The organism is Aurantimonas litoralis (assembly GCF_026153195.1).
Lineage (GTDB): Bacteria > Pseudomonadota > Alphaproteobacteria > Rhizobiales > Rhizobiaceae > Aurantimonas > Aurantimonas coralicida.
The window spans coordinates 306419-330212 of record NZ_JAPFBM010000005.1 but is presented as its reverse complement, the minus strand read 5'-3'; the positions used below and the strand labels follow the sequence as shown (position 1 = coordinate 330212).

The following is a 23794-nucleotide window of genomic DNA, read 5'->3' as shown; positions in this document are numbered from 1 at the left end:
GCCGGTCACGGCGTGCGCCGTGTCGGTGTCGATCGTGTCCATGCTCAGCCTCCCTTCATCGGGGCGATGATCTCGATGGCGTCGCCCTCGGCAAGCCGCACCGTCCCGCGTTCGGTCTTCGGCACGAAGTCGCGGTTCAGCGCGGTGGCGACCACGGCGCCCTCATAGCCCAGTTCGACGAGCGCCCGGTCGAGGGTGGCGGCCTCGACGCTGCGCTCCTCGCCATTGACGGAAATTCTCATGATGCGTCCTTCAGCGTCTCTGCGAAGATTTCGGCGGCGGCCTCCGCCGCCATGGCCGGCGACAGCAGGAAGCCGTGGCGGTACAGCCCGTTCAGGCTGATAACCCGGCCGCTCCGCGTCACCTTTGGCAGATTGTCGGCATAGGAGGGCCGCAGGCCGGCGCCGGTCTCCACCAGCTCGGCCTCGGCAAAGGCGGGATGCAGCGCATAGGCGGCGTTGAGCAGCTCGACGGTGCCGCGCAGGGTGATGCCGCGATCGTCGTCGCTTTCCAGCATGGTCGCGCCCACCATGAACAGCCCGTCGGCGCGCGGCACGACATAGATCGGCGAGCGCGGATGCAGGAGCCGCACCGGCCGCGCCAGCGACACCTCGTTGGTGCGCAGCAGCACCATCTCGCCGCGCACCGCCCGCAACCGCGGCAGCTCCGGTCGCGCCGCGATGCCGCGCGCATCGACGATGCGATCATGGTCGAGGTCGGCGGCCGCGACGCGGCTGCCGAAATGCAACGCCACGCCGCGTTCGAGCAGCCGTTCGGCCAGCGCCTCCAGCGTGCGGCGCGGATCGAGATGGGCTTCCTCGGCAAAGAACAGGCCCTCGCCGAAACGGCCGGCGAGATCGGGCTCCAGCGCGGCGATCGCGTCGGCGTCGAGCCGCTCATGACCCTGCGTGCGGCGGGCGAAGCGGGCAAGGTCCGCGCGGTCGCGCCAGGGCGCCAGCACCAGCGTGCCGTGGCGCGCGACGTCCGGTACATGCCGCGACCACCAGTCGATCCCCGCCAGACCCGGCGCGACGATGGCCGCATCGGCGCTCTCGGCCTCGCAGTGCGGCGCCAGCATGCCGCCGGCCAGCCACGACGCGGCGGCGGTGCCAAGCTCGGGCGCCGCCTCGTACAGCGCGACATCGGCGCCCCGCTCGGCGAGTTCCAGCGCGGTGACAAGCCCGGCAACGCCGGCCCCGATGACGGCAACCCGCATGGTCAGGCCCCGCCGATGCAGCAGGCGTCGTGCAAACAGGCGACCCGGTCGGCCATTGTCTCGATCCTCCTCGACGCGTCTCGGAGATCCGGGTGATGGGCAGGGGAAAGATCGGCGGCGCGGCGCTCGCCGGCGGCGAACCGCATGCCATGGCCACCGCATTCCATCCCTCCGCCGGTCTCAACCGGATCAGGTTCGAAGGGTCGCCACGCGCTCACGCCTTTCGGCGGCCGATGGCCTCTCAGTTCCCTGCCGGAACTCCCCTTGGATGGACGGAATCTGTGCCTCCCAGGCGGCGCTGTCAACGCCGCCGCGCCAAGATCGCGGTCGCGGGCTCAGCTCGACGGCAGCCGACGCTCGCGGCGGCGTCGGCGCATGCGCGCGGCGCCATGGCCGCCGGCGCCGATCGCCCAGCCGAGGGCGAAACCCGCGACCGCCAGAAGCAGCCCCTCGACGGTGATCGGCAGGGCCGGCCGATAGTCGGCGGCGGCCCGCTCGGCGATCTCCCAGTCCGGATCGCCGGCCGCGACGAAGGGGCGGAACAGGGGCGCCGATTCGGCGACGCTGCGATAGCGCCGCTCCACCGCGTCATACCGTGCGATCGTCTGTTCGGCGTCCGTGCCCTGGCGCGCGACGAAGGCGTCGCGGTTCTCGCGCAACCGCGTGACGGCCTCGCTGCGCGACAGGTCGGAGGCCGCGGCACTGGCGTCGAAACGCTCGACGACCTTGCGCAATTCATCGACGGCGCCACCGAGGCGCTGCAGATATTGCTGGGTGAATTCCAGCGACTGGCTGGAGACGAGCCCGAGAAACAGCGCCGCCACGACGCGGATGATCAGCCCCGGCATTCCCTCATCCTCCCTCAAGGCTCCCCAACGCACCGGTCGCACAGAATGACCGCCGGCCCCGCGTCAGACGACGCGCCCCCGGCCACGATACGCCTGCTGCCTGATCATACCAGTCCCCGCGCCTGTCAGGCGAACAGCCGGGTGCCGCGTTCGGCGATGGCGCAGAAGCTGGCGGTCACATGGGCGGCCAGCGCATCGGCGACCGGGCCGGCGCCGTCGCGGCGGGCCAGCGTCATGCGGTAATTGCCCAGCGGCGGCAGGCCGCGCTCGGCGCCCAGCTGCACGATGTCGTCCGACACGACGCTGATCGGCAGCGGCGCGATGGCCAGGTCGGCGGCGACGGCCGCAAGCTGGCCGGTGCAGAACTCGCTGGTATAGGCGACGCGGTAGTCGATATCGCGGGCGTCCAGCGCCGCCAGCGCCATGCCGCGCCAGGCGCAGCCGGCATCGGCGAGGGCGAGCGGCAGCGGCGTTTCGGCCACGGCGAGCCCGCCGCGCGCGCCCACCCAGACCAGCGGCTCGGAATGGATGTAGTCCGGCCCGTCGAGGCGTTCGTCGTGACTGTAGACGGCGAGATCGAGCTCCCCGGACCAGCAGCGCCGCCGCAATTCCTCGGTGCGGTCCAGCCGCACCTCCACCTCGACCTTAGGATGGGTCCGGGCGAAGCGCCGGAGGATTTCCGGCATGGCGACCACGCCGTTGTCATTGGGCACGCCCAGCCGCACGCTACCCTCGCAGCAGGGCGACAGGAAGCGCGAGAAGGCCTCGTCGTTCAGCTTCAGGAGGCGGCGGGCATAGCCGAGGAAGATCTCGCCGTCGGCGGTCAGCGCCACGCTGCGGGCGTCGCGGCGGAACAGGTCTCGGCCCACCATGTCCTCCAGCTTCTTCACCTGCAGGCTGATCGCCGACGCGCTGCGATGCACCCGCTCGGCGGCCCGCGAGAAATTGCCGGTGTCGGCGATCGCCACCATCGTGCGGGCGAGGTCCATGTCGAGATTGGGCAGACTGGGGGTCAGCACAGGCGGAGCCTCCTGTTAGCGAAACTTGCCGCTAGGCTTACTCCTTCTCGTTTGTCTCATCAATGAGAAACCCTCACATTCGGCCCATCGGCAATTGGAGGTTCTCATACTGCATCATTCGGCCCTGCCCCAGCCCATCCGGCTCCACGAGGAGACGACCGGTCAACCCGGCCTTGTCGGCTGGCTGCATAACTGGACGGTGGAGAAGCGTCGGCAGCGGCTTTGCCGCGACGCCTTCAACACCCTTTTGCGCGTCGACGACCATATCCTGCAAGACGTCACCGGCCTGACCCGCCCGCAGGTCGAGGAGGTCGCGCGGCTGCCGCTCGCCCTCCACGCACTCGAGGCGATCGCCCGGCTGCAGGAGCGCTCGTCGCGGCGGCGGCACCGGCGGTCCGCCTGACGCGTAGGCACCGATCGGGTCCGAAGGTCGCGACCCTTACCCCAACGAAAAAGGCGCGCCCCGAGGGACGCGCCTTTCATTCTGTCAGCGAAGAGACGGCCTGATCAGGCGGCGTCTTCCTCGCCCTTCTTGATCTCCTGGCCGGTCTCCTGGTCGACGACCTTCATCGACAGGCGAACCTTGCCGCGCTCGTCGAAGCCCATCAGCTTGACCCAGACCTTGTCGCCTTCCTTGACGATGTCGGTCGTCTTGGCGACGCGATCGGCGGCGAGCTGCGAGATGTGGACGAGACCGTCACGCGAACCGAAGAAGTTCACGAAGGCGCCGAACTCGACGGTCTTGACGACCGTACCCTCGTAGACTTCGCCGACTTCCGGCTCGGCCACGATCGAGTGGATCCACTTCTTGGCCGCCTCGATCTCCTTGCCGGAGGACGATGCGATCTTCACCGTGCCGTCATCCTCGATGTTGATCTTGGCGCCCGTCTTCTCGACGATCTCGCGGATGATCTTGCCGCCAGCGCCGATGACGTCGCGGATCTTGTCGGTCGGGATCTGCATGACCTCGATGCGCGGGGCGAACTCGCCCAGCTCGGCGCGGCTTTCCGACAGCGCCTGGCCCATCTCCTGCAGGATGTGCAGGCGGCCGCCCTTGGCCTGGTCGAGGGCGATCTGCATGATCTCCTCGGTGATGCCCTGGATCTTGATGTCCATCTGCAGCGAGGTGATGCCCTCGGAGGTGCCGGCGACCTTGAAGTCCATGTCGCCGAGATGGTCCTCGTCACCAAGGATGTCGGACAGCACCGCGAAGCGCTCGTCTTCCTTGATCAGGCCCATGGCGATACCCGCCACCGAACGCTTCAGCGGAACGCCCGCATCCATCAGCGCCAGCGAGGTGCCGCAGACGGTCGCCATTGAGGACGAGCCGTTCGACTCGGTGACCTCGGAGACCGCGCGGATCGTGTAGGGGAACTGCTCCGGTGCCGGCAGCATCGGACGCAGGGCGCGCCATGCCAGCTTGCCGTGGCCGATCTCGCGGCGGCCGGGCGAACCCATGCGGCCGGTCTCGCCGACCGAGTACGGAGGGAAGTTGTAATGGAGCAGGAAGCGCTCCTTGTAGGTGCCGGTCAGGGCGTCGACGAACTGCTCGTCCTCGCCGGTGCCGAGCGTGGCGACGACCAGCGCCTGGGTCTCGCCGCGGGTGAACAGTGCCGAACCGTGGGCGCGCGGCAGGATGCCGGCCTCCGAGACGATCTTGCGGACCGTCTTCAGGTCACGGCCGTCGATGCGGCCGCCCGTGTCGAGGATGTTCCAGCGGACGATCTTGGCCTGCAGCGACTTGAAGACGGTGCCGACCTGTTCCTTGGAGTACTTCGTGTCCTCGACGCCTTCCGGCAGGAAGTGGCCGGTGACCTTGGCCTTCACCGCGTCGACGGCGTTGTAGCGCTCGGTCTTGTCGGTGATCTTGTAGGCGTCGCGCAGCTCGCCTTCGACCAGCTGCAGCATCTCGGCCTCGAGCGCCGAATAGTCGGCAACGACGTGCTCGCGCGGCTCCTTGGCGGCATGCTCGGCCAGCTTGATGATCGCGTCGATCACCGGCTGGAAGCCGCGATGGCCGAACATGACGGCGCCCAGCATTATATCTTCGGCCAGCTCGTGAGCTTCCGATTCCACCATCAGGACGGCGCCCTCGGTGCCGGCGACGACCAGGTCGAGCTGCGACTCGGCCATCTCGTCGACATGCGGGTTCAGCTTGTACTCGCCGTTGATGTAGCCCACGCGCGCGCCGCCGATCGGGCCCATGAAGGGCACGCCCGACAGGGTCAGCGCGGCCGAAGCGGCGACCATCGCCAGCACGTCCGGATCGTTCTCCAGATCATGCTGCAGGACGGTGACAACGACCTGGGTCTCGTTCTTGTAGCCCTGGGCGAAGAGCGGGCGGATCGGACGGTCGATCAGGCGGGAGACCAGCGTCTCCTTCTCGCTCGGACGGCCTTCGCGCTTGAAGAAGCCACCCGGGATCTTGCCGGCGGCGAAGGTCTTTTCCTGGTAGTTCACGGTCAGCGGGAAGAAGTCGAGGCCCGGCTTGGGCTGCTTGGCCGACACGACGGTCGCCAGAACGACGGTCTCGCCGTAGGTCGCCAGCACGGCGCCGTCGGCCTGACGGGCGATCTTGCCGGTCTCGAGGGTGAGCGGACGTCCCGCCCAGTCGATTTCCACCTTATGGGTATCGAACATGTTCTTGCCTTTTCATCCTGCGCGCCGAAACCGCTTTCTAGTGGTCATGGGCGGCGCGCGTTGCGGTGCCGAAACGCATCACGGGCAAGACGACGGGAGGCTTCACTTGTGGCACGCGGCGGGGGCGACCCGCATTCGCACCGGAAGCATCCGGCAATCCTGCCCCGTGACCGTTCGAAGGGTCGGACCTGCGAGCCTTGCGGGCGCGCCGGGTACCGGGGCATGACCGCCTCCGACGTGCGGAAGCGGCATAAGCGGCGGGCCGGAAGCGTATCGCCCCCGGCCCGCCGGAAAACTGACTAGCGGCGCAGTCCGAGACGGCCGATCAGGGTCGTGTAGCGCTGCTCTTCCTTGGACTTCAGATAGTCCAGGAGGCGGCGGCGCTGGGAGACCATCTTCAGAAGGCCACGACGCGAGTGGTTGTCCTTCTTGTGGTCCTTGAAATGCTCGGTAAGGTTGGTGATCCGCTCGGTCAGGATCGCAACCTGGACTTCCGGCGAACCGGTGTCGCCGTCCTTGGTGGCGTATTCCTTCATGAGCTCGGCCTTGCGCTCAAGCGTAATCGACATCGGATTCCCTTTCTTGGAAAATGTGAGGGTTGGTCGCCCTGGCCGGGATGTCGTCCAGCGAGGGCCATGAACAGCGCGGGGCAGGCAAACCGCCCGGCGCTGCGGCGCATATACGCGATCTCGGCCCACAATGCTAGCCGCGACCGGCCGTGGCCCGTTTCGCCCCATCGCTGCCGCCGATCCGCCGGCATAGACATTGCCGGCTAAGCAAGCATTTCGCCATCACGATCGCGTCAACCGAATATCAACAGGGTCACCGGTAACAATGCTGCACGAAACGGGCGACCCTGATCCCATGCCAGCAGCATCAGACGATCACGACCTGCGTATCGCCTGCGAGAAGAGCTTCGACTTTTCTGGCCCGGACTATGCCCGTCTCTTCGAAGCCGCGGCCACCGGGGCCTTCGCCCATCCGCTCTGGCTGGGCACATTCTACGCGATGCTGGCGCCGGCGCGGGGCGCTGCGCCCGTCATCGTCACCGGCCGCCAGCCAAACGGCCGCCTCGCCTTCGTCCTGCCGCTGATCCTGCGCCGCGTTCAGGGCATCCGGCTCCTGGAAGCCACCGATCTCGGCGTCAGCGACTACGCCGCGCCGGTGATCGACCCGGCCAGCCGCCCGGCGCTCGCCGCCGACACGACGCTCACCGCCCGCATCCGCGCCGTCCTGCCGGCCCACGACATGCTGCGCCTGCGCCCGGTCCGGCCCGAAGCCGTCGCCGACTGGCGGCTGTTCCTGGCCGCCGAACCGGAACCCGCCGATTTCAGCGCCCATGCCGCCACCCTGACGGCGCCCTATGCCGACTGGCGCCGGACGACCTTCTCGCGCAGCTTCCAGAAATATCTCGACCGCCGCAAGAAACGCCTCCTGAAGAACCCCGCCGTGCGGCTCGACCGGCTGGAGGGCGCCGCCGCCGCCGAAGCCGTCCACCGGCTGCGCGATCTGCGCAGCGGCCGCTTCGACGGCGACCCGATCCAGACGCCGGACGTCGCCCGATTCTACGCCGCCATCGCCGAGCGCGGCAGCGGCGCCGGCTTCTGCGCCCTCTACCGCCTGTCGGAGGGCGACACGCCCATCGCCTATGTCTTCGCCCTCACCCAAGGCGAGCGGCTGCTCTACCTCCTGATCGGCGCCGACTACGACAATTTCGGCCGCCACTCCCCCGGTCTCGTCCTCTACGATCTGATGATGGAGGACTGGCTGGCGCGCGGCGGCCGCATCTTCGACTTCACCATCGGCGACGAACACTTCAAGACCGATTTCGGCACCGCGCCGACACCGATCTTCATCCTCACCGGCACACCCACTGTACTGGGCCGGGCCGCCCGGCTAGTCTTTGCGATACGCGAAAAACTTCGCCGCCTGCGCGGGGTCATGCTGCGCCGCACAGTATCGACGAAGACCAGCGAGACATAAATGCCTGCCAGGCCCGACTTTCTGACCAATTCCATGATCATCGGCGCGCATCCCGACGACGAGATGCTGTGGTTCAACGCCATCGTCGGCAAGGTGGACAAGGTCGTCATCGTGTTTCGCGACTTCTGGGCCGCGCCCCGCCTCGGCCCGGCGCGGGCGGCGGCCATGGCGGCGCTGCCTCTGCGCGACGTCACCTGCCTCAACATCGCCGAGCCCGGCACCTATGGCTGCGCCGACTGGCAGACCCCGGTGCTCACCGATTACGGCATGCGGCTCGGGCCCGAGGAGACCCGCCGCGAGGTCACGCGCCTTGCCAAGCGCGCCCTCGGCAAGGTCTCGCCGCTGTCGCCGGTCACCTCGCCCGAGCGGGTCGCCCAGGCCTACCGGGACAATTTCACCCGCATCTGTGATGCGCTGGCGCCGATGCTCGCCCCCGACATGAACGTCTTCACCCACAATCCCTGGGGCGAATACGGCCATGAGGACCATGTCCAGGTCTTCCGGGCCCTCGACCATCTGCGCCGCAAGATCGGCTTCACCCTGTGGATGTCGAACTACTGCACCGAGCGCTCGCTGCCGCTGGCCATGCGCTATCTGCGCTGCGACCCCGCGCCCTATGTGCGGCTGCCGACCGACAAGGCGCTGGCCGAGGCGATCGCGGACGTCTACCGCGAGCATGATTGCTGGACCTGGACCGACGACTGGGCCTGGTTCGACGACGAATGCTACATCGAGGCGCCTCGCGGCGAGGCCGGCGGCAACCAGAACCGCCTGATGCCGCTGAACTTCTTCAGCGGCGAAACCGCCCCCCGCAAGCCACTGCCCCTCAAGACCTCCTCCGCCCTCATCCTCTCCGCCCTCGCCGGCGCGGCTTTGGCGGAGCTTTGGTAGGGGGCTTGGGACAAGCATAATCGAGAGTGGCCTCGCTAGCCTTCAGGTACGGAGCGGACCAAAGTTACGAAGACGCATCCGGCGAAGGCCATGATTGGACCATAGGAGGCAAACAGCCCGGCGCTACGCATGGCCGGGGCGAAAAGCCGTATACGGGGCCGACTTTGAGCCACGCCGGCCACTCCGCTGCGCCGCTCTTCAGGAGCGATTTTCAATATTGACCCTTGATGTATTCTGCGACAGCACGCCCGCACGAAGCTCTTTCGAAATCAATTATTTTATCCTGACTGGGAATGCTAAACCTATTTATTCTATCGAATATCTTACGTGATTTCATTTTTACAGCCCGATGAACTTGACACTCGCATTTAGACGCCTGCGCATTCCGGGTTGACGTCGCAACAGCCTCTACTTAATCTAATGATCAGGAGACCAACTATATGCGCGTCGGTTATGTAGAGATCAATCAATTCCGGGGCATTAAAGAATTAAACTGGGCACCTGCGGAGGGGCTTAACTGTCTTATCGGCCCGGGCGATTCTTGTAAAACTACTATTCTTGATGCTGTCGAACTGGCGCTTTCACCACGTCACAACTTACGCTTTGATGATTTAGATTTCTTTGGAGGAGAATTCAACGAAGACACTAGAATAATCGTAACGCTAACTGACCTCCCGGACGAATTTATTTCCGATGCGAATTATGCTCCTTATCTCAGGGGTATCTCCAATAATGGCAAGGTTGTCGACGAACCTCCCCTTCCCGAGGAGGGGCAACATGCCTTGTCAATAATGCTCAGCATCAATGAAGGTCTAGAGGGAACGTGGACGCTATGGAATGAGCGTGTTGCTGCGGGCCACATGAGAGAGCGCTCGCTGTCCTATGCGCACAGGACAAGAGTTGCCCCTGCTCGCCTTGGTATCTATGCGGATCGGCATCTAAGTTGGGGGCGAAATTCGACGCTCGCCCGTATGAGCGAAGGAATCGCGGACACCCAGAACATTCTTGCCCACGCTGGCAGGATTGCCCGCAATCATTTCAGGAACGAGGCGGCAACGCTTTTCAAAAGCAGCCTCGATAGCGTCAAACTGGCTGCCAAGAAGGTGGGCCTCGCACTTCCCGGTACAATCGCTGCTGGTCTGGACGTCCAGAACCTGGCGATCACGAACGGAAGCGTAGCCATTCATGATGGGCAAGTTCCCCTGCGTGCGCTGGGAACGGGGTCGTCAAGGCTGCTCGTTGCGGCGCTGCAGGATTACTCCAACGCGTCTTTATGCCTGACCATTATCGACGAGGTCGAGCACGGGCTCGAGCCTCATCGGATCGTTCGGCTGCTCAAGCACTTGAAATCGAAAGACCGCCTAAGTCCTCAGTTGCTCATCACTTCACACTCGCCGATTGTGATCCGCGAGCTGAGTGTTCACGATCTGAATGTTGTCCGCCGAGATGAGGATGGTCACGTATCTGTTCGGCCTGCGGACAAGAAATATAGCAAGCGGGATCCCCAAGCGCCTCCTCGTTCAATGCCTGAGGCATATCTGGCTCCCACAGTGCTCATATGTGAGGGAAAAACTGAAGTTGGCCTTCTGAAGGGACTGGATGATTATTGGGTTGCCCAGCATTTCGACAACTTGGCTCTCAAGGGCATCGCCCTTGCTGACGGTGGTGGGGTCGACCATGCCCCGGCGCTGGCGGGACAGTTCTGTGGTCTAGGCTATCATGTGGGCTTGCTGTTGGATTCAGATCAGGATCCTGCTGACACCGAGATACTTGGCAAGTTGGAAAGGGCCGGAGTCACCGTTTTCCGTTGGGACAAAAGCTACTCAACTGAAGATGTCCTGTTTCATCAGCTGCCCTTGGCCGCTGTCGAAATACTCTTCGATTACACCCTCACATTTCTCGATCAGACAGCTATGCTAGATGCGGCCAACAAGCCCAGACAAGCGGATGATCGCTTCATTTCCATCGATCAGATCAGAGCCCGGCTAAGCGACAAAGCCGTTCTCGACGCTTTGGCAGCGAGAGCAAAGGGGAAAAAGAGAAAAAGTAGCGAGCACCTGCATGGAGCTTGGTACAAGGACATAGCGAAGGCGGAGCACATAGCACAAACGATTCTCGGCCCCCATCTTAAGGACGCGCAAGAGGGCCTACAGGGAAAGATAAGCACTCTTCGGAGCTGGATTGATGGCCATTCCTGACCAACTCCGGATGGCCCTGCGAGAAAAAGTCCACGGTTCGGTCGTGGCACCAGCTGGATACGGCAAGACAGAAACGATTGCCGACATCGTCGCGGAAACCACGTGCCGCTGTTTGCTTCTCACCCACACCCTCGCAGGCGTTGATGCGCTCCGAAAGCGCCTCCGTGAGAAGGGCGTGAGGTCTGATCGCTACCAACTCGAAACGATTGCCGCGTGGTCCTTAAGATACGCGGCAGCATATCCGGCAACGTCGGGCTTTCCGCAACTGACAACGCCGCGGGGGCATCAATGGTCGATAGTCTATGCATCCAAGCGGAAGCTGCTTGAAGGGCGCTCGATCAACCGCGTGATCCAGGCATCCTACGGCCTCGTTCTCGTGGATGAATATCAGGACTGTAGTGCTGACCAACACGCAGTCATGGTGCTGCTGTCAGAACTTGTCCCAACCCTCATTTTCGGAGATCCGTTGCAGAGCATCTTTGATTTTGGAGGCGAAGCAGCTGTGCGCTGGCATGAGGACGTACTGCCGGCCTTTCCTGAACTCTACGAGTTGGTCACCCCGTGGCGATGGAAAAATCAGAACAATGATCCTCTTGCCGAATGGCTTTGCAACGTGCGCGCCAAACTATCCGCAGGCAAAGCTATCGACTTGCGCAAGACGCCAAACTGCGTCCGGGTGCACCACCTAGACGAACCCGAACGATTAAGAGCCTTGGAGAAAAAGGCTTGCAGTCACACTGGTCTGTCAGACACGAACCGGCTCGCCATTATAGGCTCGAAAAGCAGCGAACGGGTGCGGGCGGCGTTGGCGAAGCGAGTCCATGCTCAAAACGTCGAGACAATCGAATGCAAGGATTTGCAAACAGCCTGCTCGACGATTGAAGCGACGGCCGGCATGGATCGGTTAACGTTTGTGATGGGACTACTTCAGGGGGCGATTGTTGGGGTGAACAAGACCCCTTTCCTACGTCGGATAAGTGAAATCCATGCCGGCAAGCAGATCCGGAAGCCTCTGACGGTGGCCGAAGCTGAGGCCCTAACGATCTTGTCGGATGATAAATTGGGGCCTGTCATCGCGCTACTCGATGAATTCCGGAAGCGAGGCCGTACGTTCCGCGGTGAGCTCATCTTTGCGCTTCGTGAAAGCCTTCAGCTGCGTTGTATGCCGGACAGCCCGTCGCTGCTGGAATGCGCTTGGCATGTGCAGGAACGCCGGCGTCATGCCGGCCGACGCCATGGCTACAAGATTGTCACCAGCACCCTCCTTGCGAAGGGCCTTGAGTATGAGAATACGGTGATTTTCCTGACAGAGCCCGCCACGAAGGAAGACATCTATGTCGCTTTGACCCGAGCGTCACGCCGCATCGACATCGTAACAACCGATCTCGACCTCTTAGCCAAGTGATTGCGATCACCTGCGGTGATAGCTCGCCTTAGTAGCACCCAGTGCGCATTTAGCGCAGATCGCAGCCAGTAGCGATCTGACAAAGGTGAGTTTATTCAGCGACTCAGGCATTCCTAAAAGACTGGCAACGGGTAGTGGAGGGAACGGCAGGTGCCCGCCTGAAAAGCGTCGAAAGCCGCCAGTCCACTTTCGGCCCACATCAGCGTAGCCCCAAAAATCTTATCCCCACCCTTCGCCACCGCCTGCACACTGCCCTCACCGCGTCCCCGACGGGACGGACGATCGCCGGGATCGTTCGGGGAGGCGGGCGGCGTCCGCGACGCCTGGCCCTTCCGGAGGGTCGGGCGGCCCGGACGGATGCGTGGCCCCGCCGGACCCTGCCCACTAGGAGGCGGCGCGGAACGGTCCGCATGCGGGGAAACCCGCACCGAGCCGGCAGCCACCCACCCCGAGGCCTGCGCCCGCGCCCATGCGGCGCCGGCTGACGGAAGGGTGAAACGCATCTGCCAAGACGCCGTGCGGAGCGCCGGAGGCGAGCCGATACAAAATCAGTCGGAAGGTTCGCCTCCGGCGCTCCGCTGCCCATCGGCAGCCGGACGAGATCCGCCGGGGGAAGCCCGGCGCAGAACGGGCCACAGCCGGGGCGCATCGCGCCGCCGGGCGCGGCCGCGCGCCTAGCCGAGGAAATCCGCGATGCGGGCGCGCAGATCGGCGGCGCGGGCGATCCAGCCATCCATCTGCAGGACTGCGTGAATCATGCCCGCCTCGCGATGGGCGGTGACCTGAACGCCGGCTTCGCCGAGGCGCGCGGCAAAACCCTCGCCCTCGTCGCGCAGCGGGTCGTGCTCGCAGGTGATCACCAGCGCCCGCGGCAGGCCGGTGAGGTCCGCCGCCAGAAAGGGCGAGGCGCGCGGCGTGTAGCGGTCGGCGACATCGGGCACGAAGAGGTCGTTCTCATAGGCGAGCGAGTCTCGCGTCATCACATGGCCGCTCTCGGTGCCAAGCGACGGCCAGGGGCGGTCCGGCCGCAGATCGGTGTTGGGATAGACCAGCACCATTGCTTCGGGGCCCCGCTCGCCCGCCTCGCGCAGCGCCAGCGCCACGTCGGCGGCAAACAGCCCGCCGATGGAATCGCCGCCGATGGCAAAGCGCGCCGGATCGCAGCCGAGCGTTTCGGCCGCATCCCGCAGGGCGCGCGTGGCGGCGAGGCAATCGTCCTGGGGGGCGGGATGGGGATGTTCGGGCGCCAGCCGGTAGTCGACCGAGGCGATCGCCCAGCCGGTCGCTTCGGTCAGCTGGCGCAGCGGGACGTCGTGGCCCTCCAGCGAGCCCGCCATGGCGCCGCCGCCGTGATACCAGACCAGGAGCGGCGGCGATGCCGCGCCGTCTGGCCGGGTCAGGCGCACGCGGATCGGCCCGGCCGGGCCCGGCACCGCGATGTCGCGGGCGGTCACGCCGGCGGGCGCCTCGCCGGAATAATCGGCCATGGCGCCGGTCATGGCGCGGGCCTGGGCGAGTTTCTGGGCGGCATCGCGCGGCTCCACCTGCACGGCGGCCTTGCGCGCCAGATCGTCGAGAACGGCCTGGGCTTCAGGGTCGAGCATGATCAGATCCAGCGCCGTTTGCGGAAATAGACGAGCAGGCCCAGCGCCAGCGCCACCATGAAGGCCAGCGCGATCGGATAGCCGAGCGGATGCTGGGTCAGCGGCATGTTCCAGTCGGAAATCTCGGGGTTGAAGTTCATGCCCCAGAGACCGGCGAGAAAGCCGAGCGGAATGAAGATGGTCGAGATGATGGTCAGCAAATTGATCACCTCGCTCGTCTTGGCCGCCGACAGGGTCATGTGCAGGTCGATCAGCCCCGAGGCGGTGTCGCGATAGGTCTCGTTGGTGTCGATGAGCTGGTCGGCATGGTCCTGCACGTCGGTGAAATAGACCCGCGTCTCGGCCCTCAGCCACGGCCGGTCGAGCCGCAGGATGACGCCCAGCGCGTCGCGGGTCGGCCGCAGCCAGCGCTTCAGGCCCAGGAGCTCGCGGCGCAGGCCGTGCAGATCGTGCACCTGGTCGCCGTCGACGCCGGCCAGGATGTCGTCCTCGAGCTGCTCGATCCGCGCGATCTGGGCGTCCACCACCGGGAAATAGCCGTCGATCACCGCGTCGATCAGGGCATAGGCGAGATAGTCGGCATGGCCGGCCAGAAGCCGCGGCGCGCCCTTGGCGATGCGCTGGCGCACCGGCTCGAAACTGTCGCCGCCGCGCTCCTGGAAGGTCAGGACGAAGCCCTCGCCGAAGAACAGCGACAGCTGTTCGCTGCCGCCCTCGCGGTCGAGCATCCGCATGACGACGAAGGCGTGGTCCGCCTGCACCTCGCATTTGGGCCGCTGGGCGGTGTCGAGCACGTCTTCCAGCGCCAGCGGGTGCAGCCCGAAGGCAGCGCCGATGGCGCGGATCGCCTCGATGTCGGCAAGGCCCGAACAGTCGATCCAGACCAGCGGCCACGATTCGCGCAGCGCCAGCGCTGCTTCGACCGTCACGCCGGTCTGGCGCAGGCTCTCGCCGCCGCCGATGGCGACGACGCTGATGTCGGTGGGGGCGGCCTGCGGGTCGGCCTCGAGGGTTCCGGGCGGCGCACCGACGGCCAAACGCCGCGCCTTCTCCTTGCGCCGTGCCCGCCGTTTCGTTCCGGTTATGCTCGCCAGTCTCATCGCGCCCCTGCTGCCCTGCTGCCGCCCGGAGCTTTATCCCGGCGGCTCATCGCAGCGAGATAAGGCGCGGCGGCGGGATCGACAGGCGCGAACGGGATCAGCGGTGGTTCAGCCCTTGCCGCCGAACACGCGCTTGGGCCGGAAGGAGCCCTCTTCAACCGAGCCTAGCGCGATCAGCCGGCCATGGCCGGTGGCGTAGGCCTCGTCGCAGAAGGCCGGCGCATCGCGGCCGCGCAGCAGCACCGGATTGCCGGACAGGACGCGGCTCGCCTGCTCGTCGCTGAGCATCACCTCGTAGAGATCCGACAGGGCCGATTCCGGGCTGACGAGATACTCGTCCAACGGCTCGAAATCGACGACGCGCGGTTTGGCTCCGGATTCGATCGCCTCGGCGTCGAGCTCTTCCATGCCCTCTTCGGCCGCCGCTTCCAGCTCGCTCAGCGGCACCAAGTCGTCTTCCCCGAAGGCGCCGACGGAGACACGGCGCAGCTCGACCACATGGCCGTAGCAGCCGAGATCGCGGCCGAGGTCGCGGGCAATGGCGCGCACATAGGTGCCCTTGCCGCATTCCGCCTCGAAGACGGTCGTCTCGGCGTCGGGCATCTCGACGATGTCGAGGCGATGAACGGAAACCGTGCGCGGCGCGATCTCCACGGTCTCGCCCTCGCGCGCCAGGTCATAGGCCCGCTCGCCGGCGATCTTGATAGCGGAGAAGTTCGGCGGCACCTGGGTGATCTCGCCGGTATAGTCGGCCAGCAGATCCTCGATGTCGGCCCGCGACGGGCGCGCTCCGGAGGAATTGACCACCGGCCCCTCGGTGTCGTCGGTCGTCGTCTCGGCACCCCAGCGGACGCTGAAGCGGTAGACCTTGCGGCCATCCATGACGAAGGGAACGGTCTTGGTCGCGTCGCCCAGCGCGATCGGCAGCATGCCGGAGGCCAGCGGGTCCAGCGTGCCCGCATGGCCGGCCTTCTGGGCGAAGAACATCCATTTCATCTTCGACACGGCTTCGGTGGAGCCCATGCCCTTGGGCTTGTCGAAGATGATCCAGCCATTGATCGGCCGACCCTTGGGCTTCTTGCCACGGCGTGCCATCAGCCGTTGTCCTTGTCGTCGTCCTCGTCATCGAGGTCGCGGGCGACCTCCGGCGATTTGAGGAGCGCGTCGATGCGCGCGAAATTGTCGAAGGAGGTATCGGTGCGAAACCGCACCTCCGGCATGTATTTCATCTGTCGCAGCGCCGGCGTCAGCCGGCCGCGGATGAAGCGGGCATTGCGGTTCAGCGCGTCGACGAAGGGCTTGGTCTCGGTCTGACCGAGGATCGTCACATAGGCCGTCGCGAGTTTGAGATCCGACGACATGCGCACCTCGGTCACCGAGACGAGCGCCTTCTCCAGCATCGGATCGTTGATCTCGCCGCGCTGCATCACCTCGGTAAGGGCGTGCCTGACCTTCTCGCCGACGCTCAACTGGCGCTGCGAGGGTCCGGAGGATGAGGTTCGGGCCATATCCGAATCGTCCCGTCATATCGGTGGATGGGCAAAGGGTGCTCGCCGTTTCCGGCCAGCGTGACGCGCAAGGCTCGGCGGGCGAGGATCGCTCCCCGCCCGCCGATTGAGCCCTGTTGTTTCCGCGTCGCTCTAGAGCGTGCGGGCCACGTGCTCGACGCGGAAGCACTCGATGACGTCGCCCTGGCGAATGTCCTCGTAGCGCTCGAAGGCCATGCCGCACTCCTGGCCGCTGATGACCTTGGGCACTTCGTCCTTGAAGCGCTTGAGCGTCTTGAGCGTGCCTTCGTGGATGACGACGTTATCGCGGATAAGGCGCACGCCGGCACCGCGCTCGACTTCGCCCTCGGTGACGAGACAACCCGCGACCTTGCCTACCTTGGTGATGTTGAACACCTCCCGGATCTCGGCATTGCCGAGGAAGGTCTCGCGGCGCTCTGGCGAGAGCAGGCCGGACATCGCATCCTTCACGTCATCCACGAGGTCGTAGATGATGTTGTAGTAGCGGATCTCGATCCCGTCGCGGGCCGAGGCGTCGCGGGCCTGCTTGTTGGCGCGGACATTGAAGCCGATGATCGCGGCGTTGGAGGCGGCGGCGAGCGCCACGTCCGACTCGGTGATCGCACCGGCCCCCGAATGGACGATCCGGGCACGAACCTCGTCGGTGCCCAAGGCATCGAGCGCGCCGACAATGGCTTCGATCGAGCCCTGCACGTCGCCCTTGATCAGCAGCGGGAACTCCTTGAGCCCCGTATCCTGCAGCTGCGACATCATCTGCTCGAGCGAACCGCGCTGGCCGGCATTCTTGGCGACCTGCTTCTCGCGGGCCACGCGCTGGCGGTAGTCGGCGATCTCGCGGGCCTTGCCCTCGTTCTCGACGACGGCCATGCGGTCGCCGGCAAGCGGCGTTCCCTGCATGCCCAGCACCTCGACCGGCGTCGACGGCGCGGCTTCCTTGATCTGCTCGCCCTTGTCGTTGATCAGGGCGCGCACGCGGCCCCACTCATCGCCGGCAACGACGATGTCGCCGATCTTGAGCGTACCGGTCTGGACGAGAACGGTCGCGACCGGACCGCGGCCCTTGTCGAGCTGCGCCTCGATGACGGAACCCTCGGCGGTGCGCTCCGGGTCGGCCTTCAGGTCGAGCAGTTCGGCCTGCAGCAGGATCGCCTCGAGCAGCTTGTCGAGGTTGAGGCCCTTGGTGGCCGAGACCTCGACGTCGAGGACCTCACCGCCCATGGATTCCACGAAGACCTCGTGCTGCAGGAGGCCCGTGCGGACCTTCGACGCATCGGCGCCCGGCTTGTCGATCTTGTTGATCGCCACGATGATCGGGACACCCGCCGACTTGGCGTGATTAATGGATTCGATCGTCTGCGGCATGACGCTGTCGTCAGCCGCCACCACCAGAACGGCGATGTCGGTCGCTTCGGCGCCACGGGCACGCATCGCCGTGAAGGCGGCGTGGCCCGGTGTGTCGATGAAGGTGATCTTCTGACCATCCTGCTCGACCTGATAGGCGCCGATATGCTGCGTGATGCCGCCGGATTCGCCGGACACCACGGACGTCTTGCGGATCGCGTCGAGCAGCGAGGTCTTGCCGTGATCGACATGGCCCATGATCGTCACGACTGGAGGGCGCGACTGCAGCTTCTCGACATTGTCCTCGACGTTGAAGATGCCTTCCTCAACGTCGGATTCCGCCACGCGGCGAACCGTGTGTCCGAATTCCGACGCGATGAGCTCGGCCAGATCCGCTTCGATGATGTCGCCCGGCTTCATCATCTGTCCCTGCTGCATGAGGAACTTGATGACGTCGACGGAACGCTCCGACATGCGGTTGGCGAGTTCCTGAATGCTGATCGTCTCTGGAATGGTCACTTCGCGTGCAATTTTCTCCCGCGGCGTATTCTGCTGCGAGCGTTTGAACTTCTCCTGGCGGCGCCGGATCGACGACAGGGACCGGCCCCGTGCGCCATCATCGGCGGTCAGCGCCTTGTCGAGCGTCAACTTGCCGCGACGGCGGCCGGCATCGCGATCCGGCCGGGCCGGCTTCGGCGCCTCGGCACCCTTGACCGGACGACGGACGCCCGGACGGGCGCGCGCATCGTCTTCCTCGCCAGGCCGGCGACGGGCATCGCCGCGACCACGTGCAGCGGCAGCTTCCGCCGCCTCTGCGTCGGCCGGGCTCGGTGCCGGCGCGTTGGCGTCGGCCTTGCCCTGCGGAGCGCGGCGTTCGGCATCGGCCTCGGCCTTGCGGCGGGCCTCGGCCTCGAGCTCGAGCCGGGCGTTCTCCTCGGCCTGCCGGCGCTCGGATTCCTCACGCTCGCGCTGACGGCGCTCGTCCTCGGCAATGCGGCGAGCTTCCTGCTCCTGGAACAGGCGGCGGTCTTCGGCCTCGCGCTGCTTCGCGAGTTCGAGGGCACGGCGACGTGCATCCATCTCGCGCGACGACAGGTCGCTGAGAACGGCGCCGCGCGGCTGACGACCGGTGGCCGGCGCCGCGGGACGACGCTCGTCGCGACCGCCCGGACGTCCACCGCCCTGCGGGGGGCGACCACCGGCACCAGCCTGGCCGGGACGGCCCTGCGGTGCGGCGCCCGTACGGCCGGCAGCCGGACGTGCCGTTGCGGTCGGCGCGGAAGGGGTGCTGGCGACCGGCGCGGCCGGCTTGGCGGCAGCCGCCTTCTCGGCGGCAGGCTTCTCGGCAGCGGGGGCCGCAGCCTCGGCCTTCGGCGCATCCGGCTTGGCCGCTGGGGCCTCCGGTGCCGGTGCTTCCGCGGCCGGCGTCTCGGGCACAGCCGGAGCGGCCGCTTCGGCCTTCGCCGCGACCGGAGCTTCCGGCTCGCTCGGCGCCGGTGCCTTGGCAGCCGGCTCCTCGCCGGGCTTGGGACCGAGCTGGATCTGCTGCGGGCGACCGCCGGCCTGGGGCGGGGTCGGCGGCGGCGTTGTCGGCGCGACGCGCGGCGACGTCGCCTCTGCCGGCGTTTCGGCCGGCTTGGCGGGTGCAGCCGGCTGCGGCGCACGCGGCTTCAGGCCGGCGGCGACCGCAGGCGATGCCTCGCGCTCCTCCGGCTTGGCGATGCGCCGCTTCTTGGTCTCGACAACGACGTTGTTGGTGCGCCCATGCGAGAAACTCTGACGCACCGTCGACTGCTCGACGCCGCTCCGCTTCAGGGTCAGGGTCTTCTTCGTGCTGACGCTCAGCGTCTTGTCGTCGCCGGACTTGGTATCGCTCATCTACGCTTCCGCTTCCTGCGCGGGATCGAGCCCGCGCCCTTCATCTTGCCCGGAGCGTCGCTGTAAAGGCGCTCCCATGTCGTTCCCAGTATCGGTCACGTGGCCGGCGGACCCTGCGGGCGCGCCTGAAACCGATCCGGAGCCTTCGCCCCGATATGTCGCGAGTGCTCGAAGGCACGTCGCCGCAGCCGAGCCCGCGCCACCGGCAAGGATCGCTGCATGTATCACATTCCCCTGGCCAAAGGCCAAACCCAATTCGTCCGCATCGAGCAGACGCAGGGATGAAATCTCAGTTCCGCTGGTCGCCGCGACCGCGCGTCGGGCGGCGTCCAGCTTGCGTATCCCGTCCGGCGCCGCATCGCTGGCATGGATCACCATGAGCGCGCGTCCCGACCGGATGGCCGTGTCCACCTTGGTCGCGCCGGTCACCAATTGTCCGGCCTTCCGAGCCAGCCCGAGGGCGCCCAGTGCGGCCCTGGCCAGGAGCCCGTCCACCTGATCGCCGAGATCGGCGGGTCCGGTGACCTGCGCCCGGAACGCCCGGGCGAAGAGCTTGCGGCGAACCGCCTCGTCGACCAGCGTCCGGTCAAGCGAGACATGGGCTCCCCGTCCGGGAAGTCGACGCCGCAGATCCGGCACGACGGCCCCGTCGGGGCCACGGACGAAGCGGATGAGATCGGCAGGATCGCACGTCCGACGTGAAACGATGCACGTACGATCGTTCAATTCAACCTCCGCTTCGTCGCCCGCGTCCTCCGTCATGCCGATTCCCGGCCCGTCCTTCGACTCAGACCGCCTGGCCTTCCTCGGCCTCGTCGGTCATCTCTTCCCCTTCCGGTCCGGCAAGATCCGCTTCGGTGATCCAGCCGGCGATCAGACGCGCCTGCAGCACCATCTGGTCGGCGTCGGCCCGCGACACGTCGAAGGCGGACAGTGCCCCCGGGAAACGCGTCGTCTCGCCGTTCTTGCGCTCGGTCCAGCCGATCAGATCGTCGGCGGCGCAGCCGGCGAAGTCTTCCATCGTCTTCACGCCGTCTTCGCCCAGCGCCACCAGCATCGGCGTGGTCACACCGTTGATCTGACGCAGATCGTCGCTGACGCCCAACTCGACGCGCTTGGCGTCGAACTCCGCCTCGCGGCGCTCCAGGAATTCGCGTGCGCGCTCCTGGATCTCGGAAGCCGTCTCGTCGTCGAAGCCTTCGATCGCGGCGACCTCGTCCTGGTCGACATAGGCGATTTCCTCGACGGTGGCGAAGCCTTCCGACGCCAGCACCTGACCGACCATCTCGTCGACATTCAGGGCGTTCATGAAGGTCTCCGAACGCTCGGCGAATTCCTTCTGGCGCCGCTCGGATTCTTCCTGCTCGGTCAGGATGTCGATGTCCCAGCCGGTGAGCTGCGAAGCCAGCCGGACATTCTGTCCGCGACGACCGATCGCCAATGACAATTGGTCATCGGGGACCACGACTTCAATACGCTCGGCGTCCTCGTCGAGCACCACCTTGGCGACTTCCGCAGGCTGCAGCGCGTTGACGAGGAAGGATGCGGCGTCCGGCGACCAGGGGATGATGTCGATCTTTTCGCCCTGCAGCTCGCCGACCACGGCCTGCACGCGCGAACCGCGCATGCCGACGCAGGCGCCGACCGGATCGACGGAAGAATCGCTCGACGTCACCGCGATCTTGGCGCGCGAACCCGGGTCACGGGCGACGGCCTTGATGGTGATGATGCCGTCGTAGATCTCCGGCACTTCCATGGTGAAGAGCTTCGCCATGAACTGCGGATGGGTGCGCGACAGGAAGATCTGCGGACCGCGCTGCTCGCGGCGCACGTCGTAGACGAAGGCGCGGACGCGATCGCCATAGCGGAAGAGCTCCCGCGGGATCTGCTCGTCGCGGCGGATGATGCCCTCGCCGCGGCCCAGATCGACGATGACGTTGCCGTATTCGACCCGCTTGACCGTACCGTTGACGATCTCGCCGACGCGGTCCTTGTATTCGTCATACTGGCGGTCGCGCTCGGCGTCGCGCACCTTCTGGACGATAACCTGCTTGGCGGACTGGGCGGCGATGCGACCGAAATCCATCGGCGGCAGCTGCTCGGCGATGAAGTCGCCCGGCTCGGCGTCGGGGTTCTTGTCCCGGGCGAGATCGAGATAGATCTGGGTGTTCGGATCCTCGACCTCGTCGACGACCTCGAGCAGCCGCTGCAGCTTCATCTCACCGGTCTTCTGGTTGATGTCGACGCGGATGTTGGTTTCCTGGCCGTAGCGCGAACGTGCCGCCTTCTGGATGGCGTCGGCCATCGCCCCGATGACGATCTCACGATCGATCGACTTTTCCCGCGCGACAGCGTCCGCAATCTGCAGAAGCTCCAGCCGGTTCGCACTGACTGCCATTGTCTCTTCTCCTGACTTCGAACCGTCCGCCGCTCAGCCGCAGTCGGTCCCATCATCGCTTCCGGCCGTCCACCCTTCAGGTGGCTTGTGGCGCCTGGCGTCCGGTCGGGCTCCCGACCGGGTCACCCCGCAGCGCCCGGCTTGTCGTTCGTCATAAGGCGGCGGGCGCTGGCGCCCACTGCGCCACTCTAGTGCTCGGAGGCTCCCGCCTCGTCGTCGTCGCCGGTATCCGGATCGACGTCGCCACGCGCCTTGCGGGCAGCCTTGTCGGCCTTCAGGGCCGCGGCGATCAGATCGTCGGTCAGGATCAGCCGCGCTTCGCCGATGGCATCGAAGGGAATCTCGACGGCGCCCGGCTCGCCTTCGGCAGGCTGGTCGCGCTCGACGGTGATCGCCTCGTCGCCTACTGCCACGATCTTGCCGCGATAACGCTTGCGCTCGTTGATCAGCCGGTTGGTCTCGAGCTTCATCAGGAAACCGGCCCAGGTCTCGAAGTCGCCCTTGCGCACGAGGGGACGGTCGATGCCCGGCGAGGACACTTCCAGATGATACGCCTTGTCGATAGGATCGTCGACATCGAGAACCGGAGAGACCGCGCGCGATACCGCTTCGCAATCCTCGACGGTCATCGTGCCGTCCGGCCGCTCCGCCATGATCTGCAGCGTCATGCCGTTGAGGCCCGAGGTGCGCACGCGCACCAGCCGGTAGCCGATCTGCTCGATCGCCGGCTCGACGATCTCAGCGACGCGGCCTTCCAGGCCCTGTTCCTTCACGATGCGGTCTGTAGCGGTCGTCACGGTACTCCGAGAGAAGTGTTGCGGGCCGGCGTCCGACCCGGCCCAATTGATCGATCCGCGACATGGATCGGCGTCTTGACGCGTGATCACTGGAGATACCGCACCCCCGGTAACAAAAAAGAGCGGGACCGGCAGGACCCACTCTCTCGACCACATCGCAGAGAATTTGGGAGGGGTATACGCCGTTTTGCTCGATCCTTCAAGCATCTTCACGACGGCCCCGGCCACGCCGCGTCAAAACCGCCTCAGCGGCGACGGAAAGTCAGGTAGGCCGGCGGACGTCCCTCGCGGATCGCCTTCGCCTCGTAGCGGGTGCCGGGCCAGGCCTCGTAGGGCGTGTGCCAGTCGGCCGCGCGCTCGGCCGTCCATTCGAATTCGGCATGGTCGCGGCAGTGGCGCAGCGTCCAGTCGACATAGGTGTCGATGTCGGACGCGAAGCGAAAGCTCGATCCGGGCGCCAGCACCCGCGCGATCCGATCCAGATTGCGCGCGTTGACGAACCGCCGCTTGAAATGGCGGCGCTTGGGCCAGGGATCGGGATAGAACAGATCGACGCCGGCAAGGCTTGCCGCAGGCAGCCAGTCCAGGAGGCGTGTGGCGTCGTCGTCGTAGAGCCGGAGGTTGGGCCGCGGCGCATCCTGGATGGCGCTGAGCAGCTTCGCCATGCCGTTGACGAAGGGCTCGACGCCGATGAAGCCGACGTTCGGAAAGCGTCCGCTTTCGTGCAGGAGATGCTCGCCGCCGCCAAAGCCGATCTCCAGCCGCACCGCCTCGACCGGCACCGGAAACAGATCGGCCAGAGATTCGGGGGCAGGCTGGGTGAGGTCCGGCCGCAACTGCGGCAGAACCTCTTCGATCAATGCGGTCTGGCCGGGCCGAAGCTTCGGCCCCTTGAGCCGGCCGAAGAACGCCTCGCGCGAGCGCTCGGGATGTCCTTCGGCCGTCAT

Annotated in this window: 19 protein-coding genes, 1 pseudogene and 1 riboswitch; of the genes and pseudogenes, 5 read left to right on the top strand and 15 right to left on the bottom strand. The window is 66.0% G+C overall.

All coding sequences use genetic code 11. The features are described from left to right. Nucleotides 1-44 precede the first annotated feature (44 nt). The 4 genes from thiS to N7I30_RS13450 form a co-directional block, all read right to left on the bottom strand. Nucleotides 45-242: a sulfur carrier protein ThiS gene (gene thiS, locus N7I30_RS13465; protein ID WP_228241519.1), complete on the bottom strand. Its 198-nt coding sequence runs from the start codon at nucleotides 240-242 to the stop codon at nucleotides 45-47. Then, complete coding sequence (gene thiO / locus N7I30_RS13460; protein WP_498639476.1) at nucleotides 239-1216, bottom strand: glycine oxidase ThiO; 978 nt, start codon at nucleotides 1214-1216, stop codon at nucleotides 239-241. The genes thiS and thiO overlap by 4 nt, the downstream gene beginning before the upstream one ends. Nucleotides 1217-1365: 149 nt before the next feature. After that, nucleotides 1366-1491, bottom strand: a riboswitch (TPP riboswitch). 60 nt (nucleotides 1492-1551) lie between these two features. After that, nucleotides 1552-2064: a DUF2937 family protein gene (locus tag N7I30_RS13455; RefSeq protein WP_498639474.1), complete on the bottom strand. Its 513-nt coding sequence runs from the start codon at nucleotides 2062-2064 to the stop codon at nucleotides 1552-1554. A 125-nt stretch (nucleotides 2065-2189) separates the two neighbouring features. Further along, complete coding sequence (locus N7I30_RS13450; RefSeq protein ID WP_498639472.1) at nucleotides 2190-3083, bottom strand: LysR substrate-binding domain-containing protein; 894 nt, start codon at nucleotides 3081-3083, stop codon at nucleotides 2190-2192. A 94-nt stretch (nucleotides 3084-3177) separates the two neighbouring features. On the opposite strand from N7I30_RS13450, the gene N7I30_RS13445 reads away from it, so the two are divergent. Next, nucleotides 3178-3486, top strand: coding sequence for a hypothetical protein (locus N7I30_RS13445; protein ID WP_498639471.1), 309 nt, complete (start codon nucleotides 3178-3180; stop codon nucleotides 3484-3486). 104 nt (nucleotides 3487-3590) lie between these two features. Here N7I30_RS13445 and pnp read toward each other — a convergent pair whose 3' ends face one another. Then, a complete protein-coding gene (pnp, locus tag N7I30_RS13440) occupies nucleotides 3591-5723 on the bottom strand; it encodes a polyribonucleotide nucleotidyltransferase (RefSeq protein ID WP_498639469.1) in 2133 nt (710 codons plus the stop codon). Nucleotides 5724-6022: 299 nt separating this feature from the next. Further along, nucleotides 6023-6376, bottom strand: coding sequence for a 30S ribosomal protein S15 (gene rpsO / locus N7I30_RS13435; protein WP_276324913.1), 354 nt, complete (start codon nucleotides 6374-6376; stop codon nucleotides 6023-6025). 211 nt (nucleotides 6377-6587) lie between these two features. On the opposite strand from rpsO, the gene N7I30_RS13430 reads away from it, so the two are divergent. The 4 genes from N7I30_RS13430 to N7I30_RS13415 all read left to right on the top strand — a co-directional run bounded on the left by N7I30_RS13430 (nucleotide 6588) and on the right by N7I30_RS13415 (nucleotide 12200). Beyond that, the gene (locus N7I30_RS13430) at nucleotides 6588-7706 is read left to right on the top strand and encodes a GNAT family N-acetyltransferase (RefSeq protein WP_498639467.1); all 1119 of its coding nucleotides are present in this window, start codon (nucleotides 6588-6590) and stop codon (nucleotides 7704-7706) included. Next, entirely contained in the window at nucleotides 7707-8597 is an 891-nt protein-coding gene (locus N7I30_RS13425; protein ID WP_498639465.1) for a PIG-L family deacetylase, read from the top strand. A gap of 440 nt (nucleotides 8598-9037) precedes the next feature. Next, nucleotides 9038-10795 (top strand): ATP-dependent nuclease, encoded by a 1758-nt coding sequence (locus N7I30_RS13420; RefSeq protein WP_498639463.1) that lies wholly within the window; start codon nucleotides 9038-9040, stop codon nucleotides 10793-10795. Beyond that, nucleotides 10782-12200 (top strand): UvrD-helicase domain-containing protein, encoded by a 1419-nt coding sequence (locus tag N7I30_RS13415; RefSeq protein WP_498639461.1) that lies wholly within the window; start codon nucleotides 10782-10784, stop codon nucleotides 12198-12200. Before N7I30_RS13420 ends, N7I30_RS13415 begins: the two co-directional genes overlap by 14 nt. Before the next feature lie 674 nt (nucleotides 12201-12874). Here N7I30_RS13415 and N7I30_RS13410 read toward each other — a convergent pair. The 9 genes and pseudogenes from N7I30_RS13410 to trmB all read right to left on the bottom strand — a co-directional run bounded on the left by N7I30_RS13410 (nucleotide 12875) and on the right by trmB (nucleotide 23794). Then, nucleotides 12875-13804 carry an alpha/beta hydrolase gene (locus N7I30_RS13410; protein ID WP_498639460.1) on the bottom strand — a complete coding sequence of 310 codons (930 nt, stop codon included), beginning with the start codon at nucleotides 13802-13804 and terminating at the stop codon, nucleotides 12875-12877. Between the two features lie 2 nt (nucleotides 13805-13806). Continuing rightward, nucleotides 13807-14904 (bottom strand): magnesium/cobalt transporter CorA, encoded by a 1098-nt coding sequence (gene corA, locus N7I30_RS13405; protein ID WP_498639458.1) that lies wholly within the window; start codon nucleotides 14902-14904, stop codon nucleotides 13807-13809. A gap of 108 nt (nucleotides 14905-15012) precedes the next feature. Continuing rightward, nucleotides 15013-15999, bottom strand: a complete 987-nt coding sequence (gene truB / locus N7I30_RS13400; RefSeq protein WP_498639456.1) for a tRNA pseudouridine(55) synthase TruB — start codon at nucleotides 15997-15999, stop codon at nucleotides 15013-15015. After that, nucleotides 15999-16412, bottom strand: coding sequence for a 30S ribosome-binding factor RbfA (gene rbfA / locus N7I30_RS13395; protein WP_024349515.1), 414 nt, complete (start codon nucleotides 16410-16412; stop codon nucleotides 15999-16001). Before rbfA ends, truB begins: the two co-directional genes overlap by 1 nt. Nucleotides 16413-16544: 132 nt before the next feature. Continuing rightward, on the bottom strand, nucleotides 16545-19652 hold the full coding sequence (gene infB, locus N7I30_RS13390) for a translation initiation factor IF-2 (RefSeq protein ID WP_498639454.1): 3108 nt from the start codon (nucleotides 19650-19652) through the stop codon (nucleotides 16545-16547). Nucleotides 19653-19781: 129 nt separating this feature from the next. Beyond that, nucleotides 19782-20414, bottom strand: a pseudogene (locus N7I30_RS13385) (RNA-binding protein); the annotation flags it as partial. A 25-nt stretch (nucleotides 20415-20439) separates the two neighbouring features. Beyond that, nucleotides 20440-22050, bottom strand: a complete 1611-nt coding sequence (gene nusA, locus N7I30_RS13380; protein ID WP_498639452.1) for a transcription termination factor NusA — start codon at nucleotides 22048-22050, stop codon at nucleotides 20440-20442. A gap of 188 nt (nucleotides 22051-22238) precedes the next feature. Continuing rightward, nucleotides 22239-22847: a ribosome maturation factor RimP gene (gene rimP, locus N7I30_RS13375; RefSeq protein WP_498639450.1), complete on the bottom strand. Its 609-nt coding sequence runs from the start codon at nucleotides 22845-22847 to the stop codon at nucleotides 22239-22241. Nucleotides 22848-23092: 245 nt separating this feature from the next. Then, nucleotides 23093-23794, bottom strand: coding sequence for a tRNA (guanine(46)-N(7))-methyltransferase TrmB (gene trmB, locus N7I30_RS13370; RefSeq protein ID WP_024349510.1), 702 nt, complete (start codon nucleotides 23792-23794; stop codon nucleotides 23093-23095).

Coding starts and splice junctions, on each gene's coding strand:
- rbfA (WP_024349515.1), bottom strand. CDS start 16,412: ATGGCCCGAACCTCATCCTCCGGACCCTCGCAGCGCCAGTTGAGCGTC.
- truB (WP_498639456.1), bottom strand. CDS start 15,999: ATGGCACGCCGTGGCAAGAAGCCCAAGGGTCGGCCGATCAATGGCTGG.
- N7I30_RS13455 (WP_498639474.1), bottom strand. CDS start 2,064: ATGCCGGGGCTGATCATCCGCGTCGTGGCGGCGCTGTTTCTCGGGCTC.
- pnp (WP_498639469.1), bottom strand. CDS start 5,723: ATGTTCGATACCCATAAGGTGGAAATCGACTGGGCGGGACGTCCGCTC.
- thiO (WP_498639476.1), bottom strand. CDS start 1,216: ATGCGGGTTGCCGTCATCGGGGCCGGCGTTGCCGGGCTTGTCACCGCG.
- N7I30_RS13430 (WP_498639467.1), top strand. CDS start 6,588: ATGCCAGCAGCATCAGACGATCACGACCTGCGTATCGCCTGCGAGAAG.
- corA (WP_498639458.1), bottom strand. CDS start 14,904: ATGAGACTGGCGAGCATAACCGGAACGAAACGGCGGGCACGGCGCAAG.
- trmB (WP_024349510.1), bottom strand. CDS start 23,794: ATGACGGCCGAAGGACATCCCGAGCGCTCGCGCGAGGCGTTCTTCGGC.
- infB (WP_498639454.1), bottom strand. CDS start 19,652: ATGAGCGATACCAAGTCCGGCGACGACAAGACGCTGAGCGTCAGCACG.
- thiS (WP_228241519.1), bottom strand. CDS start 242: ATGAGAATTTCCGTCAATGGCGAGGAGCGCAGCGTCGAGGCCGCCACC.
- N7I30_RS13410 (WP_498639460.1), bottom strand. CDS start 13,804: ATGCTCGACCCTGAAGCCCAGGCCGTTCTCGACGATCTGGCGCGCAAG.
- N7I30_RS13420 (WP_498639463.1), top strand. CDS start 9,038: ATGCGCGTCGGTTATGTAGAGATCAATCAATTCCGGGGCATTAAAGAA.
- N7I30_RS13415 (WP_498639461.1), top strand. CDS start 10,782: ATGGCCATTCCTGACCAACTCCGGATGGCCCTGCGAGAAAAAGTCCAC.
- nusA (WP_498639452.1), bottom strand. CDS start 22,050: ATGGCAGTCAGTGCGAACCGGCTGGAGCTTCTGCAGATTGCGGACGCT.
- N7I30_RS13425 (WP_498639465.1), top strand. CDS start 7,707: ATGCCTGCCAGGCCCGACTTTCTGACCAATTCCATGATCATCGGCGCG.